The sequence below is a fragment of the Mesorhizobium sp. STM 4661 genome, assembly GCF_000359125.1.
Taxonomy (GTDB): Bacteria; Pseudomonadota; Alphaproteobacteria; order Rhizobiales; family Rhizobiaceae; genus Mesorhizobium.
The window spans coordinates 1-21,348 of record NZ_CAAF010000060.1 but is presented as its reverse complement, the minus strand read 5'-3'; the positions used below and the strand labels follow the sequence as shown (position 1 = coordinate 21,348).

The 21,348-nt window shown below is 63.0% G+C and carries 17 protein-coding genes; 7 read left to right on the top strand and 10 right to left on the bottom strand.

Translation table 11 applies throughout. The annotated features are described in order from the left end of the window. Positions 1–131: 131 nt before the first annotated feature. Positions 132–2,597, top strand: a complete 2,466-nt coding sequence (locus tag MESS4_RS19330) for a ComEC/Rec2 family competence protein (RefSeq protein ID WP_006334529.1) — start codon at positions 132–134, stop codon at positions 2,595–2,597. Here the strand turns inward: MESS4_RS19330 and lexA are convergent. From lexA to MESS4_RS19300, 6 genes are all read right to left on the bottom strand, one after another. Continuing rightward, positions 2,591–3,343, bottom strand: coding sequence for a transcriptional repressor LexA (lexA, locus tag MESS4_RS19325; protein ID WP_006334528.1), 753 nt, complete (start codon positions 3,341–3,343; stop codon positions 2,591–2,593). The two genes, MESS4_RS19330 and lexA, sit on opposite strands and share 7 nt — an antisense overlap. Before the next feature lie 105 nt (positions 3,344–3,448). Further along, positions 3,449–4,648, bottom strand: a complete 1,200-nt coding sequence (gene glp, locus MESS4_RS19320) for a gephyrin-like molybdotransferase Glp (protein ID WP_006334527.1) — start codon at positions 4,646–4,648, stop codon at positions 3,449–3,451. Continuing rightward, complete coding sequence (gene moaC, locus MESS4_RS19315; protein WP_006334526.1) at positions 4,649–5,131, bottom strand: cyclic pyranopterin monophosphate synthase MoaC; 483 nt, start codon at positions 5,129–5,131, stop codon at positions 4,649–4,651. Between the two features lie 2 nt (positions 5,132–5,133). Next, on the bottom strand, positions 5,134–5,946 hold the full coding sequence (trpC, locus tag MESS4_RS19310; protein ID WP_006334525.1) for an indole-3-glycerol phosphate synthase TrpC: 813 nt from the start codon (positions 5,944–5,946) through the stop codon (positions 5,134–5,136). 3 nt (positions 5,947–5,949) lie between these two features. Continuing rightward, a complete protein-coding gene (trpD, locus tag MESS4_RS19305; protein WP_006334524.1) occupies positions 5,950–6,960 on the bottom strand; it encodes an anthranilate phosphoribosyltransferase in 1,011 nt (336 codons plus the stop codon). Then, on the bottom strand, positions 6,957–8,849 hold the full coding sequence (locus MESS4_RS19300; RefSeq protein ID WP_006334523.1) for a SurA N-terminal domain-containing protein: 1,893 nt from the start codon (positions 8,847–8,849) through the stop codon (positions 6,957–6,959). The genes trpD and MESS4_RS19300 overlap by 4 nt, the downstream gene beginning before the upstream one ends. Positions 8,850–9,156: 307 nt before the next feature. On the opposite strand from MESS4_RS19300, the gene tpiA reads away from it, so the two are divergent. The 5 genes from tpiA (at position 9,157) to MESS4_RS19275 (ending at position 14,371) form a co-directional block, all read left to right on the top strand. Further along, positions 9,157–9,924: a triose-phosphate isomerase gene (gene tpiA / locus MESS4_RS19295; RefSeq protein WP_036241682.1), complete on the top strand. Its 768-nt coding sequence runs from the start codon at positions 9,157–9,159 to the stop codon at positions 9,922–9,924. Between the two features lie 178 nt (positions 9,925–10,102). Further along, positions 10,103–10,549 (top strand): preprotein translocase subunit SecG, encoded by a 447-nt coding sequence (secG, locus tag MESS4_RS19290; RefSeq protein ID WP_006334521.1) that lies wholly within the window; start codon positions 10,103–10,105, stop codon positions 10,547–10,549. Positions 10,550–10,761: 212 nt separating this feature from the next. Beyond that, positions 10,762–11,895 (top strand): L,D-transpeptidase, encoded by a 1,134-nt coding sequence (locus tag MESS4_RS19285; protein ID WP_006334520.1) that lies wholly within the window; start codon positions 10,762–10,764, stop codon positions 11,893–11,895. A 139-nt stretch (positions 11,896–12,034) separates the two neighbouring features. Beyond that, positions 12,035–13,672 carry a CTP synthase gene (locus tag MESS4_RS19280; RefSeq protein ID WP_081609791.1) on the top strand — a complete coding sequence of 546 codons (1,638 nt, stop codon included), beginning with the start codon at positions 12,035–12,037 and terminating at the stop codon, positions 13,670–13,672. A gap of 159 nt (positions 13,673–13,831) precedes the next feature. Continuing rightward, on the top strand, positions 13,832–14,371 hold the full coding sequence (locus MESS4_RS19275) for a DUF1697 domain-containing protein (protein WP_006334517.1): 540 nt from the start codon (positions 13,832–13,834) through the stop codon (positions 14,369–14,371). A gap of 69 nt (positions 14,372–14,440) precedes the next feature. Here MESS4_RS19275 and otsB read toward each other — a convergent pair whose 3' ends face one another. The 4 genes from otsB to MESS4_RS19255 all read right to left on the bottom strand — a co-directional run bounded on the left by otsB (position 14,441) and on the right by MESS4_RS19255 (position 20,416). Further along, positions 14,441–15,202: a trehalose-phosphatase gene (gene otsB, locus MESS4_RS19270; RefSeq protein WP_006334510.1), complete on the bottom strand. Its 762-nt coding sequence runs from the start codon at positions 15,200–15,202 to the stop codon at positions 14,441–14,443. Further along, positions 15,199–16,971 carry a trehalose-6-phosphate synthase gene (locus MESS4_RS19265; protein ID WP_006334509.1) on the bottom strand — a complete coding sequence of 591 codons (1,773 nt, stop codon included), beginning with the start codon at positions 16,969–16,971 and terminating at the stop codon, positions 15,199–15,201. Before MESS4_RS19265 ends, otsB begins: the two co-directional genes overlap by 4 nt. Before the next feature lie 174 nt (positions 16,972–17,145). Continuing rightward, on the bottom strand, positions 17,146–19,308 hold the full coding sequence (locus MESS4_RS19260; protein WP_006334508.1) for an amylo-alpha-1,6-glucosidase: 2,163 nt from the start codon (positions 19,306–19,308) through the stop codon (positions 17,146–17,148). 46 nt (positions 19,309–19,354) lie between these two features. Continuing rightward, on the bottom strand, positions 19,355–20,416 hold the full coding sequence (locus tag MESS4_RS19255; RefSeq protein ID WP_006334507.1) for a glycosyltransferase family 4 protein: 1,062 nt from the start codon (positions 20,414–20,416) through the stop codon (positions 19,355–19,357). 267 nt (positions 20,417–20,683) lie between these two features. On the opposite strand from MESS4_RS19255, the gene MESS4_RS32445 reads away from it, so the two are divergent. Next, positions 20,684–20,980, top strand: coding sequence for a DUF982 domain-containing protein (locus tag MESS4_RS32445; protein WP_006334506.1), 297 nt, complete (start codon positions 20,684–20,686; stop codon positions 20,978–20,980). Positions 20,981–21,348: the final 368 nt, after the last annotated feature.

Below are 21,348 nucleotides of genomic sequence, written 5' to 3'. Positions count from 1 at the left end.
AGACACTACCGGTCGATAGAGGTGAGATTGAATACTCCACCGCCGCCGAAGGCGCGGGTGTGGTTGCGCGGACTTTCGCGCTTTGCGCGTTCATGTAGCATAGGAGGTCAAGGGCGCAGGGGGCAGACCCGATGGCTGGACGAGGCCGGGGTACAGACGAGAGCGAGGATGCAGTCACCGGCGTCAGCGAACGGTTGTTGTTTGCCGCATCCGTTCCCGTCCTGCCGGCGCCGGCTTCGCTGCCGCGTGTCGATATTCCGCCCTTGCCGCAGGATCGCACGCCAACGGCGCCAGTGCCGACAGTCGGCCCTGCCGATCGCCTTGGCGGGCAGCTTCGCCGCCTTTCGCCGTCCAGCATCCGCAACAGCGTGGTCTCGGCGGCCAGCCTGGAAATCGACCGGGGTGTCGCCTTCCTGCTGGTGCCGGTTTTCCTGGCATCCGGGGTGATCTTCTATTTTTCGCTTGCCGTGGAACCGGACTTTGCGCAGCCCATCGCCGTCGTGGTCCTGATGGCCTTGTGCGCGGCCGTCTCGCGGTCATGGCGCAAGACGCATCTGTGCTTCATGGCAGCGCTGCTGTGCGCGCTCGGCGTGCTCGCCGCCAAGGTCGAGACCTGGCGCGTGGCAACGCCGGTGCTCGGTTCGGAAATCCCGACGCGGCTGACCGGCCGTGTCGTCAGCCTCGACCAGATGGCGAACGGCCGCGTCCGGCTGACCATCGATGTGATCTCGACTGCCCGGCCGACGCTGCGCTATGCCCCGGAACGGGTTCGCGTTTCGGCTTCGAAAATACCGCCTGGCATGACCGCCGGATCCGTAGTGACCGGCTATGCCAGGCTGCTGCCGCCAACCGGTCCGGTGCGGCCGGACAGCTATGATTTCTCCTTCGACAGCTATTTCGCCGGCATCGGCGCCAGCGGTTTTTTCCTCGGCACGCCGAAACTTGTCCGCCTGGATGCCGCGACGCCGGATGGTGTACCGCTTGCCGCGCGCCTCTCTTCGGCGGTCGAGAAAGCGCGGCAGAGCATCGCGGACCATATTCGCAGTCAAGTTGGTGGCGCCGAGGGCGAGATCGCCGCTGCCTTGATTGTCGGCGTGCGCGCCGGCATCCCCGAGAAGATCAACGAGGCGATGCGGCGCACCGGCATCTACCACATCATCTCCATCTCCGGCCTGCATATGGCACTGGTCGCAGGCACGGTCATGGCGCTGCTACGCGGCGCCTTCGCGCTGTTTCCCGATTTTTCCTCGCGCCGGCCGATCAAGAAATATGCGGCCGCAGCCGCACTCTTTTCGATCGCGGCCTATCTCGTCATTTCAGGCGTTGTGGTCGCGGCCGAGCGCAGCTTCATCATGCTGGCGGTGATGCTGATCGCGGTGCTGTTCGACCGGGCGGCACTCACCATGCGCAATCTGGCGATTTCGGCGATTGCCGTCATCCTGGTGTCGCCGCACGAGGTGGTCGGCCCGAGTTTCCAGATGTCCTTCGCCGCGACCGCCGCACTCGTCGGCGCCTATGCCGGCTGGTCCGATTACCGCGCCGGCAAGGTCACCCCGCCACCGCCACGACGATCGCTGCCTGGTTTCGTTACGCGAAAATTCTTGGCTGCGATGGGCGGCCTCGCCATGACCTCCATCATTGCCGGCGGCGCTACCGCGCTTTTCGCCATATGGCACTTCCAGCGCGTGTCGCCGCTCAGCCTGTTCGCCAACCTCGCCGTCATGCCGATCGTCTCGCTGGTGGTCATGCCTTTCGCCGTTCTCAGCGCGCTGGCGATGCCGTTCGGCGCCGATGGCCCCTTCCTTTATGTGATGGGCAAGGGGCTGACGGCGATGATTGCCCTGTCCGGCTGGATATCGGAGCGCTCGCCGATCGATGCGGTCGGGCTGATTTCGCGCCATTCGGTTCTGCTGGTGACGATCGCCCTTGTCATTGCGACCATGGCGACGACCCGGCTACGGCTCGTGGCCCTTCCTTTCGCGCTCGCCGGACTGCTGACGATTTCCCATACACGCACGCCCGACGTCCTGATCTCGGAGGACGCCCATCTGGTGGCGCTGCCGATCGGCAACGGCGAACTTGCCATCAATCGGGTGCGTTCGAACGTATTTACCACCGACAACTGGAAGTATGCGCTGGTGTCTGAAACCATCGTCGAGCCGGAGACGTTCGACAAGGGAGACGCCCAGTTTGACATAACCGATCCGGCTGAATTGCCAGCGGGCGCGCCTTTTTACTGCACAGCGGGCCTATGCGTCGCCCGGCATCCGTCGGGCGCTATCGTTGCGCTCGCCAGCGACCGCAAGATCGCCCGGCCAGCCTGCGCCTTTGCCGATCTGATCGTCATCGACGATGCCACCGCCTATGATCCCTGCCGTAATCCGCTGATCCTTGTCGTCACCAAACGGCAACTTGCCCGCGCCGGCAGTGCCGCTATCTTCTTTAATCCGCAATCGGCGACGACGCGCGCGCAAATCCGCTTCGCCGTCGAAGAGCCATACCGGCCCTGGCATACCCAGCGAAAATTCTCGCGCGAGGCGAGGGGCCTGCCGCCATACCGCAAGCCCGAGAAACCGAAGCAGCCTGTGGTTCAGTAACGCCGGATCAAACCGACGAGCTTGCCTTGCACCTTGACCCGGTCCGGTCCGAAGATGCGCGTCTCATAGGCCGGATTGGCGGCTTCGAGCGCGATCGAGGCGCCCTTGCGGCGGAACCGCTTCAGCGTCGCTTCCTCCTCGTCGACCAGCGCCACAATGATCTCGCCAGGCTGGGCGGTGTCAGCGTTGCGGATGATCACCGTGTCGCCGTCGAAAATGCCGGCCTCGATCATCGAATCGCCCTTGACCTCAAGCGCGTAATGTTCGCCGCCCATGATCATGTCGGGCGGCACCGAGATGGAGTGCGTCTGGTGCTGGATGGCGTCGATCGGCACACCGGCGGCGATGCGGCCCATCACCGGAATGGACACAGCGGCGACGGCGTCGTCATTGTTGCCGGCAGAAGGCATGCGGGACAGCGCCGGCTTGATCTGCCGCCCAAGGTTGCCCTGCCCGGGATTGCTCTGGCCAAGGCTGCCCTGAATGACGCTTGGCGAGAATTTGCGCGCCGCATTGAGGCCGGGCGCAATCGAGTCGGGAAGACGCAGCACCTCCAGCGCACGAGCGCGGTTCGGTAGCCGGCGAATGAAACCGCGTTCCTCCAGCGCCGTGATCAGCCGATGGATTCCGGATTTGGAGGCGAGATCGAGCGCTTCCTTCATCTCGTCGAACGAGGGGGGAATGCCGCTTTCCTTCAGCCTTTCGTGGATGAACATAAGCAGTTCATGTTGTTTGCGTGTCAGCATCGCGGCCCCCAAACAGAATCAGAAAAACAAACCCAGAACAAACACTATCTGTTCCAGTTGTGTTCCGCAACCGTTTAAAGTTTAATGAATGTGTTGACGTTTTGTTCAGCGTAGCATCAGCACGCGGCAGGCAGCGCCTGCGGCGGCAGCGGGAGCAAAGGGCTCACGCACGATCAGCCCATTGGCGTCGGCCAGCATTCTGAGCATCGACGAATCCTGAATGCCGAACGGTGTCGCCACAAACGTGCCGGCCTCTTCCGTCACCACGGCGCGGACATAATCCTGCCTGAGATCGTTCGCCGGCATCGCAGCGCCCAGCCGCGTCTCGCGCATGTCTTGCCGATGGACGCGGCCGCCGAGCCGCGCCAGCAGCGGCTTCAGGAAGAGCTGCGTGCAGACCAGGCTCGCCACCGGATTGCCGGGCAGGCCTATGCATCTGACATCACCCAGCCGCCCGAACATCAGCGGCTTGCCGGGACGCATGGCGATCTTCCAGAAATCGAGCGTCATGCCTTCGCCGGTCAGCACGTCATGGACGAGGTCGTGATCGCCGACCGAAGCGCCGCCAAGCGTGACGATGACATCCGCTTCGGCCGCGACCGCCGCTTTCACCAGCGCTGCGATCGCTTCCTGTCGGTCGGCGGCAATGCCGAGATCGAGGGCATTTGCGCCGACCGACCGGGCGGCGGCGGCAACGCCATAGGCATTGGACGAGATGATCTGGTCGGGTCCGAGGTCGCTGCCCGGCGGCAGCAATTCGTCGCCGGTGGCGATGATGGCAACCAGCGGCCGTTTCACCACGCTGACACGCGGATGATTGGCCGATGCGGCCAGCGACAAAGCCGCGGGATCGAGCAGGCGGCCTTTCTCCAGCAGGACGTCGCCCTTTGAGAAATCGAGCCCGAGGCGGCGGATGTTACGCCACTCCGGCGCCGGCTCGATCACTTCGATGCCGCCGCCGCCGAGATCCCTGGTATTCTCCTGGATGACGATGGTGTCGGCGCCGGCGGGAAGCGGCGCTCCAGTGAAAATGCGCACGGCCTGCGCCGGACCGACAGTGCCTTCGAAGCCACGACCGGCCGGCGCCATGCCGATCACCGAAAGTCTGGCGGGTATGGATGCGACATCGGCGGCCCGCGCGGCATAGCCGTCCATGGCCGAAGCATTGAAGGGCGGCTGGGTGCGGAGCGCAACCACGGGCTCGGCCAAAACCCGGTCAGCCGCGTCCATCAGCGCAACGCTTTCGCCTGGCAGCGCCGTCGCACCGTCAAGGAGGCGTTCGAGCGCCTCCGCCACCGGAACCATTTATGAACCCGCCTTGTAGTCGCCGGACTTGCCGCCGGTCTTCTCCACCAGCCTGATGCCGGAGATCACTATGGCGCGGTCGACCGCCTTGGCCATGTCGTAGATCGTCAGACAAGCGACCGAGGCCGCGGTCAGTGCTTCCATCTCGACACCGGTCTTGCCGGTGACGCGGGCCAGCGCCGTGACCTTCAGGCCGGGCAGCGAATGGTCCGGCTCGATGTCGACGGAGACTTTCGTTAGCAGCAGCGGGTGGCAAAGCGGGATCAGCTCATGCGTCTTCTTGGCCGCCATGATGCCGGCAATGCGCGCCGTGCCGAGCACGTCGCCCTTCTTGGCGTTGCCCGCCAGGATCATTTCCAGTGTTTCGGGCCGCATCGAGACAACGCCCTCGGCGATCGCCGTGCGCGTCGTCTCCGCCTTGTCGCCGACATCGACCATATTAGCTTCGCCTTGCGCGCCAAGATGGGTGAGGGCAGGCGCCATTGTCAGACCGCCTCGGCCGGTGCCTTGCCGGTCAACAGCGAGCGTGTCGCAGCGGCCACGTCCTGTTGCCGCATCAGGCTCTCGCCGACAAGGAAAGTGCCGATGCCGCTCTTTTCCAGCCGGCGGCAGTCGTCATGTGAAAAGATACCGCTCTCGCTGACCAGCAGCCGATCGGCCGGCACCATTGCGGCCAGCCGCTCAGAGGTCTCGATGCTGGTTTCGAACGTCCTGAGATTGCGGTTGTTGATGCCGATCAGCCGCGACGACAGTTTCAGCGCCCGCTCCATCTCGGCTTCGTCATGCACTTCGACCAGCGCCTCCATGCCGAGCTCGAAAGCCGTCGATTCGAGTTCGCTGGCCATGGCGTCATCGACGCTGGCCATGATGATGAGGATAGCGTCCGCGCCCCAGGCTCGCGCCTCGTAAACTTGGTACGGATCGAACAGAAAATCCTTGCGGAGCGCTGGCAAAGCCACGGCGTTGCGCGCCTTGGTCAGAAATTCGGGCGCGCCCTGGAAGGACGGCGCGTCGGTCAGCACCGAAAGGCAGGAAGCACCACCTGCCGCATAGGCCTTGGCGAGTGCAGGCGGGTCGAAATCGGCGCGGATCAGGCCCTTGGAAGGGCTCGCCTTCTTGATCTCGGCGATCAGGGCGAAAGCGCCGGATTTGCGCCTGGCTTCAAGCGCCGCGAGAAAGCCGCGCGGCGCGGCGGCATCCTTCGCCCGTGCCTTGATCTCGGCCAGCGGCACGCGAACCTTCGCCGCCGCGATCTCGTCGCGCTTGTAGGCCTCGATCTTGCGCAGGATATCAGCCATTCCCTATCCGTTCGAAATCGCGACCAGCCTGTCGAGCACTTTCAGCGCGCGGCCGCTGTCGATAGCTTGCGCGGCGCTTGCCATGCCGTCGGCGAGCGTGGTTGCCTTGCCCGCCACCACCAGCCCGGCGCCGGCATTCATCAGCACCGTGTCGCGATAGGCGCCGGCAGCGCCGCCCAGCATGTCGCGCAAGGCCTTGGCGTTGTAGGCGGCGTCGCCGCCGCGCAGCTCGTCCTTGGTGCGGCGTTTCAGCCCGACGGCTTCCGGGGTCAGCGTAAAGCTGCGGATCTCGCCGCCAACCAGTTCGGCCACCTCAGTCTCGCCGGTGGTGGTGATTTCGTCATAGCCGTCGCCATGCGCGACCCAGGCATGGTCGGCGCCGAGCGCCTTCAATGTCTCGGCCACCGGCATGATCCATTCCGGCAGAAACACGCCGACCATCTGCCTGCTGACCCCGGCCGGGTTGGACAGCGGCCCAAGCAGGTTGAAGATGGTGCGCGTGCCGAGCTCGACACGGGTCGGGCCGACATGCTTCATCGCCGGATGATGCGCGGGCGCGAACATGAAGCCGACTCCGGCCTCATGGATGCAGCGGCCGATCGTTTCCGGCGGGATGTCGATCTTGACCCCGAGAGCGATCAGCACATCGGCTGCCCCGGTCTGCGAGGACAGCCCGCGATTGCCATGCTTGGCCACGGGAACGCCGCTGGCGGCGATGACGAAGGCGGATGCGGTCGAGATGTTGACCGAGTGCGAATTGTCGCCGCCGGTGCCGACGATGTCGATGGCGCCAGCGGGCGCGTCGACGCGCAGCATCTTGGCGCGCATCGTGGCGACGGCGCCGGAAATCTCGCTCACCGTCTCGCCGCGCACGCGCAGCGCCATCAGGAACCCGCCGATCTGGCCGGGCGTGGCATCGCCCGACATGATGATGTCGAAAGCCTCGCGCGCTTCCTCGAAGGAAAGCGCGGTTCCGGTGGCGACCTTGGCGATGTGGGTCTTCAGCGCGCTCATCTGGTCAGGGCTTGGGCAACGGCGGTCTGGTCGATGCGAACGTCGTATTGCGTCTGCAACTGCGCCACCAGCTGGTCGAGCAGGTCGTCTGACATGCCTGACGTGAAGGATTTCTGCACATCGTCCGGCAAGGAGCTGGCGTCGGCGCCGGCAGGCTCGAAGACCTCGGCGACCTTGTACAGGATCTGTCCGTCGCCGGTGGGCGAGGGGATGAGCCCGGTTCCGCCTTCGCCGACGCCGAACATCGCGGCCGCCCCTTCCTTGCCGAAATCGACGTCGTCGGCCTCGCGCTTGACGCCGCGCTTGGTCTGCTTCTCGAGCTTGAACTCGCCGGCGATCACATCGAGTGTGGTGCCGGCCTTGAGACGCTTTTCCAGCTCGTTCGCCTTTGCGGTGAGCCGCTTGGCCGTTTCCGCCGCCGTCCAGTCGGCCACCAATTTCTGGCGGACCTCATCCAGCGTGCGGTCGCGGGCAGGCGTGATCGAAGCCACCTCGTAAAACACGAAGCCGTTGTCGGCTGTGGTGATGGCGTCGTTTTCGGTGCCCGGCTCGGCGCTGAAGACGCCCTTGATGAGCTCAGGGGATTCCGGCAGGTCCTTGACGATGGTCGCGTCCGGCGTCTGGCCGGTGCGATCGATCGCGTCGATGGTGACGAGCTTGAGCTTCAGTTTGGCGGCCGCTTCCGCAAGCGTGCTGCCCGAGGCGCGGGTGTCGTCGTAACTGTCTCGTACATCCAGCAGGATGCGGCTTGCCTCGCCCAGCGCTAGATCCTTGCGGGTCTCGGCGGACACCTCGGCCAGCGGTTTTACCACTTCGGGTTTGATCTCGGTGACGCGCAGCAGCACCGGACCGAAGGCGCCTTGTACGACCGGGCTGACTTCATTGACGTTGAGCGCGAACGCCGCATCCGCCACCGCCTTGTCGGCGATCTTGTCCCGGGCCAGCGTACCAAGCAGCGTGTCGGCCGGCGTCTTGCCTTCGGCGGCGACAATCTTGTCGAAGGTGGCACCCGTCTGCAGCGAATCGAGCGCGGCCTTGGCGGCTTCAGGCGTCTTGAAGACGAGCTGTTCGATGGTGCGTAGTTCCGGTGTGGTGTAACGCGCCTTGTTCTTGCTGTAGTCGTCGCTGACTTGCTGGTCGCTCACGGCGCTCAAATCCATAATGTCTTGCGGCTCGAGCCTGACATAGGAGAATTTGCGGTATTCCGGCGCCGCATAGGTCTTCTTGTTTTCATCGAAATAGGCCGAAAGCGCACTGTCGGACGGCGCTTCGATCGGCTCGACCAGCGATTTCGGCAGAGGCAAATAGTCGATGGTGCGGTCTTCGCCGCGATAGAGCGCGACCGCCTTGAAGAAGGCATCCGGGGCTTTGAGACCGTCGGACACCGCCTCGACGATCTGCTGGCGCACCGCCACCTGGGCGCGATTCCTGAGATAGTCTTCGGGCCGCATGCCGGCCTGTTGCAGCATATAGTCGAAGGTCCGCCTGTCGAACTTGCCCCCGGGCCCCTTGAACGCCGGGTCTTCGCGCGCGAGTTCGGCCAACCGGTCCTTCGAGAGGCCGAGCCCGAGCTTGCGGGCCTGCTCGTCGAGCACGGCGCCTGAAACGAGCTGCGCCAGCACTTGGTTGTCGATGCCGAGCGCCGTCGCCTGCTCGCGGCTGATGCGCTGGCCGAATTGCTGCGACATCACGCTGATCTGGCGATCATACGCGAGGCGATATTCGTTGACCGATACTTTGGTGCCTCCGGCCGTGATGACGGCGTCGCGGCCGGCGAAACCGCCCATCAGCTCCCCGGAGACGCCCCAGACGAGGAAACTCAACACCAGCAAAGACAGCAACAGTTTCGCGACCCAGGTTCCCGCCGCGCTTCTCAACGTACCAAGCATGGTTACTTCCGTTTTTTGCGCATTCTCGCATGCGCCGTTCCTGAAACAAGCGCAATAGCGCCCTTACGGCCCACTGTCGATTGCTTTGTGGCCTGATTTTGGTAGTGAGGGCTAATGTGGCGAATCCGAAATTCGCAGTGGGTTGGAGCAGCGCTGTGGGCGAATTTCGGATTCTAAGCCACACTAGCAAACATTTGAATTCTAGTGTGGTTTTGGATTTGAAGTTCCTGAACGCTGATGCCATCAAAATGGCAGGAACTTCAAATCCACCACACTAGAGCCGAATATCGTCCGGAGAAGCAAAACAATGACGCCAGGAATCCGCCCACTGGTCGCAGGCAACTGGAAAATGAACGGCACCAGCGCCTCGCTCAACGAACTCAGGATGATCGGCAACGGCTTCATGAGCGGGCTCGATGCGGAGACCGAAGCGCTGGTCTGCGTTCCGGCGACGCTGCTTGCGCATGCCGCGGAGATTTTGTCGCGCACGCCGGTCCGGGCCGGGGGCGAGGATTGCCACAGCAAGGAAAGTGGCGCCTATACCGGCTGTATCTCGGCCGAGATGCTGAAGGATGCCGGCGCCAGCCACGTCATCGTCGGTCATTCCGAATGCCGTGAGCAAAGCAGCGAGGACGACGCGACGGTTCAGGCCAAGGCGTCGGCCGCATGGCGCGCCGGGCTTGTGGCCATCGTCTGCATCGGCGAGACCAGGGCCGAACGCGAAGCGGGTGCCACGCTCGATGTGCTGTCGCGCCAGGTCGCCGGCTCGGTGCCGCCGAACGCCACGGCGTCGAACTCCATCATCGCCTACGAACCGGTATGGGCAATCGGCACGGGACTGACGCCCACCGCCGCCGATGTCGCCGAGGCACATGCGCATATCCGTGAAAAACTGTCGGAAAAGCTTGGCGGTGCCGCGGCGAAGATGCGCATACTTTATGGTGGCTCGGTCAAGCCCTCGAACGCGGTCGAACTGCTCGGCGTCAGGAATGTCGACGGCGCGCTGGTCGGCGGCGCCAGTTTGAAGGCTGCGGACTTTCTCGGCATCGCCGAAGCCTATCGGAATATCTCGTAATATCCGGACCTCTCGTCGACCTCGGGCGGGCGGCGCGGCTGCGGGAAATCGTTGCAAGGGGCGCATTGCTTCCCATATTCCGGCCACGGGCTTGGAAATGCCGTCAAAGCATTGTATTGAGCCGCCTCCAAATCACCGGTCGTATTTGCGGCCGCGCAAGGCTGTGCCAGGATAAACTATGGAAACCGTACTGATCGTCGTCCACCTCATGGTCGTGCTCGCTCTTGTCGGCGTGGTGCTGTTGCAGCGCTCCGAAGGCGGCGGCCTCGGCATCGGCGGCGGATCCGGCTTCATGACCGCGCGCGGCGCCGCCAACGCGCTGACGCGGGCGACGGCGATCCTGGCGGCGGCTTTCTTCGCCACCTCGCTGACACTGTCGATCGTCGCCCGTTACGGCGAGAAGCCGATCGACATTCTCGACCGCGTGCCGGCAACGGACGGCGCGGGCAAGGGCGTGCTCGACCAATTGCCCGGCAACACGGCGCCGACACCGCCTTCCGGCAATGATGCCGCGGCAACGCCCCCGGCGACCGCTCCGGCTCCGCCGCCCGCGGCGGGTTCGACCACGCCGCCGGCCACGAACGGCGTCACCTTGCCGGTCACGCCGCAGGTTCCAAACCAGTAACTGGTAAGCGTCCGGCGCCGCGATCTGTTGTTGTTTGAACACAGTCGCGGCAAATGCTGCACGATCACGAAGAATCGACCGGGCGCGGCACGACGGCGCGCTTGAGGCGACTCCGGCTAATCGATTATAGATTGCGCGCGGCACTTTCGGCGTCCTTGGGGGACGCCGGGCGACGCCGTGGGCAACAAGCATTGAACGATCGGATCTTCGCCATGCAGCTTCGCAGCTTCATTTTAGCCGGCCTTTGTGCCGTGCTCGGCCTTAGCACGCCCGCTTACGCGGCCATGCCGGCGGGCAATTCGGCCTCCAGAGCCGCAGTAACAACCGACGTCGTCAACGTCGCCGCCAAAAGCGACGCGGCACAACTGAGACTTCTCAAGAAGAAGAAAAACCCGACGCCGGACGACCTTGCCCAGATCAGCAAGATCGAAGCCAAGATCGCGGCCGACAAGGAGGCCGCTCGCGCCAGGGCGATCGAGGCCAGGAAGCTGGCGATGCGCGAGGCGGCCAAAGCCAAGGCCGACGTGGAACGGCAGGCGTTCCTTGCCAAGAAGGGCCAGAAGGCGCAGCCGGCCGCAGCGACCAAGGTGGCTGACGCCAAGTCAGCCAAGAAGAGGACCGTCAAAATCATCGAACCGGTTCAGCCGATCGCGCCGATCCAGTCGGCGGAACCACTTCCGGCCGAGGCGATGAATGTCGCGCTGACCGGCAACAACGGCGAATTGCGCAGCGAGGCGGTCGGGCAGAAACCGCGGAGCGTCGGGCTCTTCGCCGGCCTGTTCGGCGGCACGTCCTCGTCTTCCTCCATGTCGCTGCTCCCCGAGACGCGCGCCCTCGACGCCGCACTCGAAAGGAAGGAAGCCAAGCGGCAGTTCAAGGTAAAGCCGGAATTCGTGCCTCAGGAAGTCGAGTTCTCCGGCTACAATCCGGGCACCATCGTCATCGATACCAGCGCGCGTCGCCTCTATCTCGTCGAATCGTCGTCGACTGCCCGCCGCTACGCGATCGCGGTCGGCCGTGAAGGCCTGCAGTTCAAGGGCACGGTTGCCGTTGGCGACAAGCAGGAATGGCCGCGCTGGATCCCGACGCTCGACATGCAGAAGCGCGAGCCCAAGCAATACGGCCAGTACAAGGACGGCATGCCCGGCGGCGGCGAAAATCCGCTCGGCGCGCGCGCCATCTATCTCTATGACGGCAAGAAGGACACCTATCTGCGCATTCACGGCACCATCGCGCCGCAGTCGATCGGAACCAGCGCCTCCAATGGCTGCTACCGCATGATCAACGAGCACGTCATGGACCTTTACCGCCGGGTGAAAATAGGCACCAAGGTCGTCATCATCTGACGTTCTGACCGATACTGCCGAAAGGGCCGGCCTCGCCGGCCCTTTTTGTTTTTGCTCATCCATCACCAGAGCGCCTTCTTGGGAAAAAGCCTTCGCGGCGGTTTTTTCTCTGGCGGAATCAATTCGGCCGCGTTAAGCGATGACTCCCATGGCGCGATATGTATTCATCACAGGCGGCGTGGTTTCCTCACTCGGAAAAGGCATCGCTGCAGCGGCCCTTGGAGCTCTCTTGCAGGCGCGAGGCTATCGCGCGCGCATCAAGAAGCTCGATCCCTATCTCAATGTCGACCCCGGCACGATGTCGCCTTACCAGCATGGCGAGGTCTTCGTCACCGATGATGGCGCCGAGACCGATCTCGATCTTGGCCACTATGAGCGCTTCACCGGCCGCTCGGCCAACCAGCAGGACAACATCACCACCGGCCGCATCTACAAGAACATCATCGAGCGCGAGCGGCGCGGCGACTATCTTGGCGCCACCGTGCAGGTCATTCCGCACGTAACCGACGAGATCAAGCATTTCGTCCTCGACGGCAATGACGACTATGACTTCGTGCTCTGCGAGATCGGCGGCACCGTCGGCGACATCGAGGCGATGCCGTTCCTGGAGGCGATCCGCCAGCTCGGCAACGATCTGCCGCGCAACAACGCCGTCTACGTCCATCTGACGCTGATGCCCTATATTCCGACGGCGGGCGAGTTGAAGACCAAGCCGACCCAGCATTCGGTCAAGGAGTTGCGCGGCATCGGTATTGCGCCCGACATCCTGCTGGTCCGCGCCGACCGTCCCATCCCGAAGGAAGAGCGCCGCAAACTGTCGCTGTTCTGCAATGTCAGGGAAAGCGCGGTCATCCAGGCGCTCGACGTGCCGCATATCTACGACGTGCCGATGGCCTATCACAATGAGGGGCTGGATTCGGAAGTGCTGGCTGCCTTCGGCATCGATCCGGCGCCCAAGCCACGTATGGAGCCGTGGCAGGCGGTGTCCAGCCGCATCCATAACCCGGAAGGCGAGGTGACGATTGCCGTCGTCGGCAAGTACACCGGCCTCAAGGATGCCTACAAATCGCTCATCGAGGCGCTGTCGCATGGCGGGCTGGCCAACCGCGTCAAGGTCAGGCTCGACTGGATCGAAAGCGAGATCTTCGAGAAGGAAGATCCGACGCCCTGGCTGGAAAAGGTGCATGGCATCCTTGTGCCCGGCGGCTTCGGCGAACGCGGCTCGGAAGGCAAGATCCTGGCGGCGAAGTTCGCCCGCGAGCGAAAGGTGCCGTATTTCGGCATCTGCTTCGGCATGCAGATGGCCTGCATCGAGGCGGCGCGTTCCCTGGCCGGCGTCGAGCACGCTTCGTCGACGGAATTCGGCCCCACCGACGAGCCGGTCGTCGGCCTGATGACCGAATGGCTGAAGGGCAACATGCTGGAGAAGCGCAGGGAGACCGGCGACCTCGGCGGCACCATGCGGCTCGGCGCCTATCAGGCCGAACTCGCCAAGGGTTCGAAGATCGCCGACATCTATGGCGACACGCAGATTTCCGAGCGTCACCGCCACCGCTACGAGGTGAATGTCGACTACAAGGAGCGGCTCGAGGATTGCGGCTTGGTCTTTGCCGGCATGTCGCCGGACGGGGTGCTGCCGGAAACGATCGAATATCCCGACCACCCCTGGTTCATCGGCGTGCAGTATCACCCGGAGTTGAAAAGCCGGCCGCTCGATCCGCATCCGCTGTTCGCCAGCTTCATCGGGGCGGCGGTGGAGCAGAGCCGGCTGGTCTAGGGTGCGTTGAGATTCAGGTGATGCCGGCCTGCGAACGGCAGTTTCCTGCGCTTCCGATGCTCACGTACCCAAATGTACGCTCCGCTCCGGTTCTCGGAAACCACCATTCTCGGCGCGGCCTGACCTGAATCTCAACGCACGCTAAAAGGCCGGGGCACCATGCAGACCTATGTCGCACTGCTCTACAGCATCATCCTCGGCGAGGGGCGGCGGGTCGTCATGGCCGATCTCAAGGCGATGGCGGAAGCTCTGAGGCTGAAGAACCCGCGCACGCTGGTGGCGACCGGCAATCTGGTCTTCGAAACGAAAGAGACGGAGATTGCCGCGCTGGAACGCCGGTTGGAGACGGCGTTTGAGAAAATCTTCGGCCGCCATGTCGATATTATTGTGCGCCGTGCGGATGATTGGCTGAGGCTTGCGGCCGGCAATCCGTTTCCAGCCGAATCGGCCGCAGCTGCCGACCAGGTGGCGGTGCGTGTGATGCGCAAGCCGGTTGCTGCGGAAGCTGCCGCGGCGCTCAAGGCCTATATCGGCAAGGATGAAAAGCTGCAGGCGGTCGGCGGCGATCTCTGGATCGTCTTTTCCCGCGAGACGCCGAGTTCGCGGCTGCTTGCGGCGGTGAGTCACAAACGTCTCGGCATCGGTACCTCGCGCAACTGGAACACGGTGCGCAAACTCGCCGAGATGGTCGGTAAGTAGAACCAGGGTGGCTTACACCTCCTGGAGCACAAGTGCATCGCCTTGCGGCACCCTGATCGGAGATCGCGATCAAGGCACCGGCGACGTTTCGAAATTGGCTTTGAGCCAGCCTATTGCGCTGCTCACGTCGTTGAGCACGTATTCTGCCGCGGTTGGCCCACGCGGCCTGATACGGATAGAGATGCCGCCAGCTTCGTTTATCGCCTCGAACCCATTTTCATCCGGCGCATCATCACCGAGGAAGACAGGCCGCCGACCCGCAAATGGCGGGATTGTCATGAAACGCCGCACGGCAGCACCCTTGGCCGCTTCGAGCGGCATGAGTTCAACACCCGCATTTCCCAGGATCACCCGATAGCCATCGGGAAGCTGGGCCAATGCCTGTTCGACAAGATGGGTTGCCCTGGCAAGCAAATGCGGTGCCGCACGCGTATGGATGGCGAGGATCGGGCCTTTACGCTCGATATAGACCTGGTTCCTGCCCAGTTCGGCTTCGATCGCATCGGCAAGGGCGGCGACATCCGCTGGTGCGTCCGCAACTTCGACCGGGCCGTCAGGCGTCAGCCGGTGTTCCAGTCCATAGAGTCCGGCGACGCGCAGCTTCAGCGGATGAAACAATCTGTCGGCAACGGAAACCGAACGTCCCGTGATGAAGGCGAGGGCGCCGCCCAGCCTCTGCTCGATATTGCCGAGAAGCCCACGCAGTTCCTCACTGACGAAGACCGCGTCGGGATGGGATGCGTGTTCGAGCAAAGTGCCGTCGATATCGAGGAAGAGCGCCCATTGCCCTGCCGGCAGATCCAGCGTCGGCGGCTTTTGAACGCCCCTCATGATGCAGCCTTCCGCATCCGCTCGAACATGGAAATGACGTTGTTGGCGTTTGAGGGCGGCCGTTCGCCGGTACCCGTCACCCGGTCGAGGTCGCCGCGCTTGCGCAGACGCGCCGCGTCCAGAAGCATGCTGCCGGCCCAGCGATAGACATTGTTGTCGCGGACCATTTCGCGCATGGGCCGCATACGTTCGCGCTGCTCGTCCGGCGCCATGGTCAGCGCCTGCAGCAGCGCCTCGCTCATCATGGCCGCATCGTAGGGATTGACGATCAGCGCTTCCAGCAGTTCGCGTGAAGCGCCGGCGAAGGTACTGAGCAGAAGCACACCCTGTTCGTCGTCGCGCGCCGCGACGAATTCCTTGGCGACCAGATTCATGCCGTCATGCAGGCTGGTGACCATGCAGATATCGGCGGCGCGATAGATCTCGTAGACCTGCTCCTGCGAATGATGTTCGGCGACCATGATGACCGGCTTGTAGCCCTCGCTGCCGAAGCGCTGGTTGAGTTCTTCCGCATAGCGATGGCATTCATCGTGCAGTTGCTTGTACGCCGGGAGTGTGCCGCGGCTGGGCGCTGCGATCTGCAGGAACACCAGTTTCCCGACCCATTCGGGATGTCTCGTGAACAGTTCTTCCAGCGCCTGGAAACGATCGAGAATGCCCTTGGTGTAGTCGAGCCGCTCGACCCCGACGCAGAGTTTGACTTCCGCTTTCAGTCCGAACCTCTCGCGCAGACGGGCGCGGCATTCGTCGACATCCGGCAGCTTTGCCAGAAGTTCGGCCGGCCATTCGATGGAGATGGGATAGGCGTGGACCAGGGTCGTCTGCCCACCATAGGAGATTGCCGCATCCGCCCGTTCTATCCGGCTTTCGAGGAAGCGGTCGACGCTTTCGGTGAAATTGTTGGCATGGAACTGGGTATGGAAGCCGATGATCGAACTGCCGAGCAGCCCCTCCAGGATCCGCTCACGCCATGGGCAGATGCTGTAAACCTCGGAGTTGGGCCACGGAATATGCCAGAAGGTAATGACGATCGCCTCGGGCAGACGCTCCCGGATCATGCGCGGCAAGAGGGCGAAATGGTAATCCTGAACCAGCACGATCGGTCGCTCGTTGCGCGCTTCGGCGACCACGGTGTCGGCGAATTTCTGGTTTACGGCCTCATAGGCCTCCCAGTCAGAGGCGCGAAAAACCGGCCGGGTGAAGGCGATATGGCAAAGCGGCCATAGGCCTTCATTGGCGAAACCCAAATAGTAGCCTTGATGCTCCTCCTCCGTCAGCCAGACCCTGCGCAGCGCGTAGGAGGGATTGCCCGGCGGCACCAGCACGCGGTCGTTCTCGTCGACCATGAGACGGTCGGCCGTGCCGCCGCCATAGGCGATCCAGGTGCCACCACAGGCGCGGGTGATCGGCTCGAGCGCCGAAACCAGCCCGCTGGCCGGCACCACGAGTTCGACGCCATTGCCCTTGATGTTGTGGATATAGGGTTCGCGATTGGACACCACGATGACTTGCGCCTCCGGCAGATCGTCGGCCAGGATCTTGCGCAAGGTGTCGGGCGACCAGGTGACCAGTGCCGTGTCGACAGACTGACCATTCTTTTCGAATTCCCGCAACACTTTGCGTGCCGCTTCCGAAGCCACGTCCTCGCCAGCGGTATACGCAACCGCCGGTGTGTGGCTGTGGCGGCGACGGGATATCGAGAACACAACGGCAATGGCGGAAAGGCCGAAGCTTGCAAGGATCAAAACCCAAAGTGCGTATTCTGTCATTGGAACGTCAATTCGCCTCCGGCCGGTCGGCGACCATTTTTCTCGTTATTTTTCGAGTTCGCAGCCAGCCACTGGCGACAGGCCGCCGTATGCCGGTATTTGTGCAACGCACAAATGGGCTATCGGTTCCGATGATTTGAACACCGCCTGTGCAATCTGGAAACAAGACTTGAGCTAGGTCCGCACGATGAGCGGAACCAGGCCCTCATGCCGGTCGGCGAGGAAGGCGACGACCCGATCGCCGACGCGCTGGAATGTCAGATCGACCGCCTTTGCGCCAACGCCCAGATGCCTCAGCGTGAGCGTGTCGATACCAATCGGCAACCTGGGGCGGGTGACGCGGATTTCGCCGTCCCAGCCGTCGATTTCGAGACCAAGGCAGGCCTGCATCAGCATGAAGGCGGACCCGGCCGACCACGCCTGCGGCAGGCAGGCGACAGGATAGGCGATCGGCGCTTCGCCCGGCGCGCGGGTAAAACCACAGAACAGTTCGGGCAGCCGCATGTTGAAATGCACCGCCGACTCGAACGTACCGCTCATCAGCCGGACCACGCTCTCACGCTCGCCATAACGCGCCAGGCCGGCGCCACACATGGCAGTGTCGTGCGGCCAGATCGAACCGTTGTGGTAGGACATCGGGTTGAAGAACACAGCATCGTCGGCAAGCGTCCTCAGCCCCCAGCCCGAGTGGAAGGATGCGGAAAGCAACTGATCGGCGACCATCTGTGCCCGTGCCGGCTCGGGAAGCCCCACGTAGAGAAGATGGCCGACATTTGACGTACGCACCTTGCAGGGCTCGCCGGCGCCGTCGATCGCCAGAGCATAAAAGCCAAGATCTTCCAGCCAGAAGTGGCGCTCCACCGCAGCCCGCATGGCCTCGGCGCTGCCGTCCCAGTGATCGGCTCTATCGTCCTCGCCGCGGCGGCGGGCGAGCTTCGCCAAGCCCTGGAACGCGGCAAAGACGTAGCCTTGCACCTCCACCAGGGCGATCGGCCCCTTGGGGATGCGGCCGTCGGCATGGAAGACGGAATCGAAACTGTCCTTCCACCCCTGGTTGGCAAGGCCGGATTCGGCGGCGCGCTGATAGGTAACGAAGCCGGTCGCGCGGCTTGCCTCTTCCGTCCATTCGGCTGCCGCACAGAGCGACGGCCACAGGCTGTCGATGAACGCCATGTCACCGGTACGGTCCGCATAGGCACAGGCGAGCTGGATATAGAGCGGCGTCGTGTCGACACCGCCATAGTAGCGACCGAAGGGGAGCTCGCGCAGCGCCGCCATTTCACCCTTGCGGGTCTCATGCATGATCTTGCCGGGCTGCGAATCGCTGAAAGGCAACGTCTCGGTCGCCTGGTGCTGGGCCAGGAAGGCCAGCACGCCCCGCGCCAGGCCGGGGTTGAGCCAGAGCATCTGCAGCGCCGAGATGACGCCGTCGCGGCCGAATGCCGTCGAAAACCAGGGGATGCCCGCATAGGGGTAGGGTCCGGTTTCAAGCTCGGTGGTCAGCAGCGCCACATCGGCGCGGGCGCGCTCGACCCAGTCGTTGAAGACACGGCCCGAACTGTGCACCGTGGCGCCATGGCGGCGCTTGGCCCGCATGCCGAAGCGTGCCCGGGCCGCAGCGGCACGGAAACGGTCGCGGTCGGGTGCGACAGCTATCTCGGGGCCGGCCTCGATGTAGAGCACCTTGCTGCTGCGCTTGGTCACGGCGATCAGGAAATCGGCGCGGTCGGCCGTCAGATGATCCGGCGCATGCGAGAACGATATGGCCGATGCACGCGCCAGCCCGTCCAATCCGTCATAGCGAAGCAGGACGGAGGTCGCATCGGTCTCGGCCGCATGGGCCATCCCACGCTTGGGCCTTGTTGAGCCACGCACTTCGAACATGTCGCGGAAATCGGCGGCAAAATGCAGCGAAACGCCGATGGTCGAGTTTTCCCGGCTGTAGTTGGAAAGGGTGATGCGCTCGAACAGCCGGTCCTGCCAAAGCAACCTGACGCGTTCGATATGGATTGCACCCTGCGGAATGTCGCGGCCGTCGGCGCTTTGCATCGGCAGATTGGTTAGGTTGCTGGTGAAGAGCACATTGTCCTGGCTGAGCGATGCGCCGAGCAACGACGTCTGTCTGCCGCCAACGGTCAGCCGGAATTCGGAGAGCACCCGTGTGTCGTCGCGGAAAAAACCGTCGCCGGCGCCGCGTATGTCGCCATAGGCATCGGCAACAATAAAGCAGTCGCCCTGCTTGAGCGCAAATAGCCGGTGCGGCTCACGAGGGGCTGTCGCGTCCAGGGAAGCAAGTGCTACGGCGGGATCGAGCTTGCGCTCGTCGAGTTGGTTCATCTCTCTCGAATCTCTATAGTCTCGGTCTGTGAATGCGCGACACCAATCACGAAGCCCTCGCTTCGGCGGGAATATTGATCAGCCGCTCATACGCGGCCACGTAGTCGCGCGCCATTCTCGTGGCGGAGAACCGCTTCTCGAACACCGCTCTCACCTTTCGCCTGTCGAGCCGCAGCAAGTCGGGCACTGACGCGACCGCGTCCTCTATCGAATCCACGATGAAGCCGGTCACGCCCTGGTCGACGATCTCCGGCATGGCGCCGCAATTCCAGGCGATCACCGGTGTGCCGCAGGCCATCGCCTCGATGACGGCAAGGCCGAACGGCTCGGGCCAGTCAATTGGAAATATGAGGCCGGCCGCCTTGCCGAGGAATTCCGCCTTTTCGTCCTCCACGATCTCCCCGACATAGTCGATGCGGTCGCCGTCGATCATCGGCTCCACCACCTCATGGAAATAGGCGCGGTCGTCATCGCCGATCTTGGCGGCAAGCTTCAGCTTCAGTCCCGAGCGCAGCGCGATCTCGATGGCGCGGTCCGGACGCTTGTCGCGCGACATGCGGCCAAGGAAGGCGAGGTAGGGTTCGCTTCCACCTGTCTCGAAAGTCGGCTCGTAAATATTTGTCGGCAGCCCGTGATGGATTGTCGCTAGAAAATTGGCGTTGGCCAGTCCCGTTCTTTGGCTGTGGGAAATGGAGATCATCGGAAAGCGCGGGAAATGCTCATAGGCCGGTGCCAGATCGACATAGTCGAGCCTGCCATGCGGTGTCGTCACCGTCCGCTCGGGCATATGTTCGAAGAAGGGAAAATGCAGGAAATGGCTGAGATGGAAGTGAATGATATCAAATTCTTGAGAACGCTTCCTCACCTCGGCGAGCATTGTCAGATGCGCGGCCGTTTCGGATTTCAGCGGACTGGGATCGAGGCGAAGCGCATGCTCGCGACACGGCACCAATCTTGCCGACGTGCTTGCGTCGCCGCTGGCGAACAAGGTGACGTTATGGCCAAGCTCGACCAAGCCTTCGGTCAGGTAGGAGACGATGCGCTCCGTACCTCCATAAAGCCTGGGCGGCACGGATTCATGGAGCGGCGCCACATGGGCTATTCTCATGTTTGGCATTTCCCTCAAAACGTCATCGCAATGTCGAAATGCTTCAGCTACCAGAACGTTCCCCGCGACGGCAAAAAGCTGCGCGATAACCGGCAATTGGCCAGCGGATTTCTTGTCGAGAAGGAGGGCACCGGATAATTGTGGCGTCGATGCGTTGCAGCGGCCACGCCTTTTTTTCGGGTTAGGTCTTTTTGACTGGAACCAAATGATTAATCGTGAATTTAATTAGGTTCGATCGAAGGCATCGCGATCGACCGGGAGGAAACAATGAATCGCTTGCAATTCTTTTCGCCAGTGCGAATTTCGCGCGGGCAGGGGCAACCTGTGGAAGAAATCGACAGTGTTAGCGAGGCAATGGTATTTTTGCGGAAATGGCCAACAGGCCGGCGCGGGCCGGTGTATCAATGCGCGCTGAACTGCTGCGCGGCGGCTCTGGCGGGTCAGATGTCGGCCGAGGAAGCCAGGAAGGCTTTTACCGGCTTTGCCAGGATCACCCGGCTGCTGGACGACGACGTAGCAATGCCGATGGAAACCATCGATCGCTTATACGCGCTAAGGCGATAGACGCGGATCATGTCGAAATGGCCCAGAATGATTTTGGGGACGGCAGGTGCCATAGCCGTCGCCCTCGTTTGGGGAATTGTCGCCACCTTGATGGGAGCTCCATCCATTTTGATCACGATAGGAGCTGTCGCCATCGGTGCGGGCGTCTATAGCTATCTCAATCAAAACTCGAACTGAGCCGATTTTCCGTTGGCACCCGCGGGTGCCAACGGTCATCCAATTCAGTTTGTCTGCCTGTCCTATCTGAAGTGGTTTCCCCGCTTTTCAAGTCACAAAGAACGAGGATGCCGTAAGCGAGAGGCCTGGAGAAAGGGTGGCGAACTGTATCTGAGATGTGCCGCCGATCCCGTCGCTGTCGAAAGAGACCG

What these genes read in the sequence shown, in the direction of transcription:
- trpC (WP_006334525.1), bottom strand. Translation starts at nt 5,946, where the DNA reads ATGGCTGATATCCTGCGCAAGATCGAGGCCTACAAGCGCGACGAGATC.
- tpiA (WP_036241682.1), top strand. Translation starts at nt 9,157, where the DNA reads ATGACGCCAGGAATCCGCCCACTGGTCGCAGGCAACTGGAAAATGAAC.
- MESS4_RS19285 (WP_006334520.1), top strand. Translation starts at nt 10,762, where the DNA reads ATGCAGCTTCGCAGCTTCATTTTAGCCGGCCTTTGTGCCGTGCTCGGC.
- otsB (WP_006334510.1), bottom strand. Translation starts at nt 15,202, where the DNA reads ATGAGGGGCGTTCAAAAGCCGCCGACGCTGGATCTGCCGGCAGGGCAA.
- lexA (WP_006334528.1), bottom strand. Translation starts at nt 3,343, where the DNA reads ATGCTGACACGCAAACAACATGAACTGCTTATGTTCATCCACGAAAGG.
- MESS4_RS19275 (WP_006334517.1), top strand. Translation starts at nt 13,832, where the DNA reads ATGCAGACCTATGTCGCACTGCTCTACAGCATCATCCTCGGCGAGGGG.
- MESS4_RS19330 (WP_006334529.1), top strand. Translation starts at nt 132, where the DNA reads ATGGCTGGACGAGGCCGGGGTACAGACGAGAGCGAGGATGCAGTCACC.
- MESS4_RS32445 (WP_006334506.1), top strand. Translation starts at nt 20,684, where the DNA reads ATGAATCGCTTGCAATTCTTTTCGCCAGTGCGAATTTCGCGCGGGCAG.
- glp (WP_006334527.1), bottom strand. Translation starts at nt 4,648, where the DNA reads ATGGTTCCGGTGGCGGAGGCGCTCGAACGCCTCCTTGACGGTGCGACG.
- MESS4_RS19260 (WP_006334508.1), bottom strand. Translation starts at nt 19,308, where the DNA reads ATGAACCAACTCGACGAGCGCAAGCTCGATCCCGCCGTAGCACTTGCT.
- MESS4_RS19255 (WP_006334507.1), bottom strand. Translation starts at nt 20,416, where the DNA reads ATGAGAATAGCCCATGTGGCGCCGCTCCATGAATCCGTGCCGCCCAGG.
- secG (WP_006334521.1), top strand. Translation starts at nt 10,103, where the DNA reads ATGGAAACCGTACTGATCGTCGTCCACCTCATGGTCGTGCTCGCTCTT.
- MESS4_RS19300 (WP_006334523.1), bottom strand. Translation starts at nt 8,849, where the DNA reads ATGCTTGGTACGTTGAGAAGCGCGGCGGGAACCTGGGTCGCGAAACTG.
- moaC (WP_006334526.1), bottom strand. Translation starts at nt 5,131, where the DNA reads ATGGCGCCTGCCCTCACCCATCTTGGCGCGCAAGGCGAAGCTAATATG.
- MESS4_RS19265 (WP_006334509.1), bottom strand. Translation starts at nt 16,971, where the DNA reads ATGACAGAATACGCACTTTGGGTTTTGATCCTTGCAAGCTTCGGCCTT.
- trpD (WP_006334524.1), bottom strand. Translation starts at nt 6,960, where the DNA reads ATGAGCGCGCTGAAGACCCACATCGCCAAGGTCGCCACCGGAACCGCG.
- MESS4_RS19280 (WP_081609791.1), top strand. Translation starts at nt 12,035, where the DNA reads ATGACTCCCATGGCGCGATATGTATTCATCACAGGCGGCGTGGTTTCC.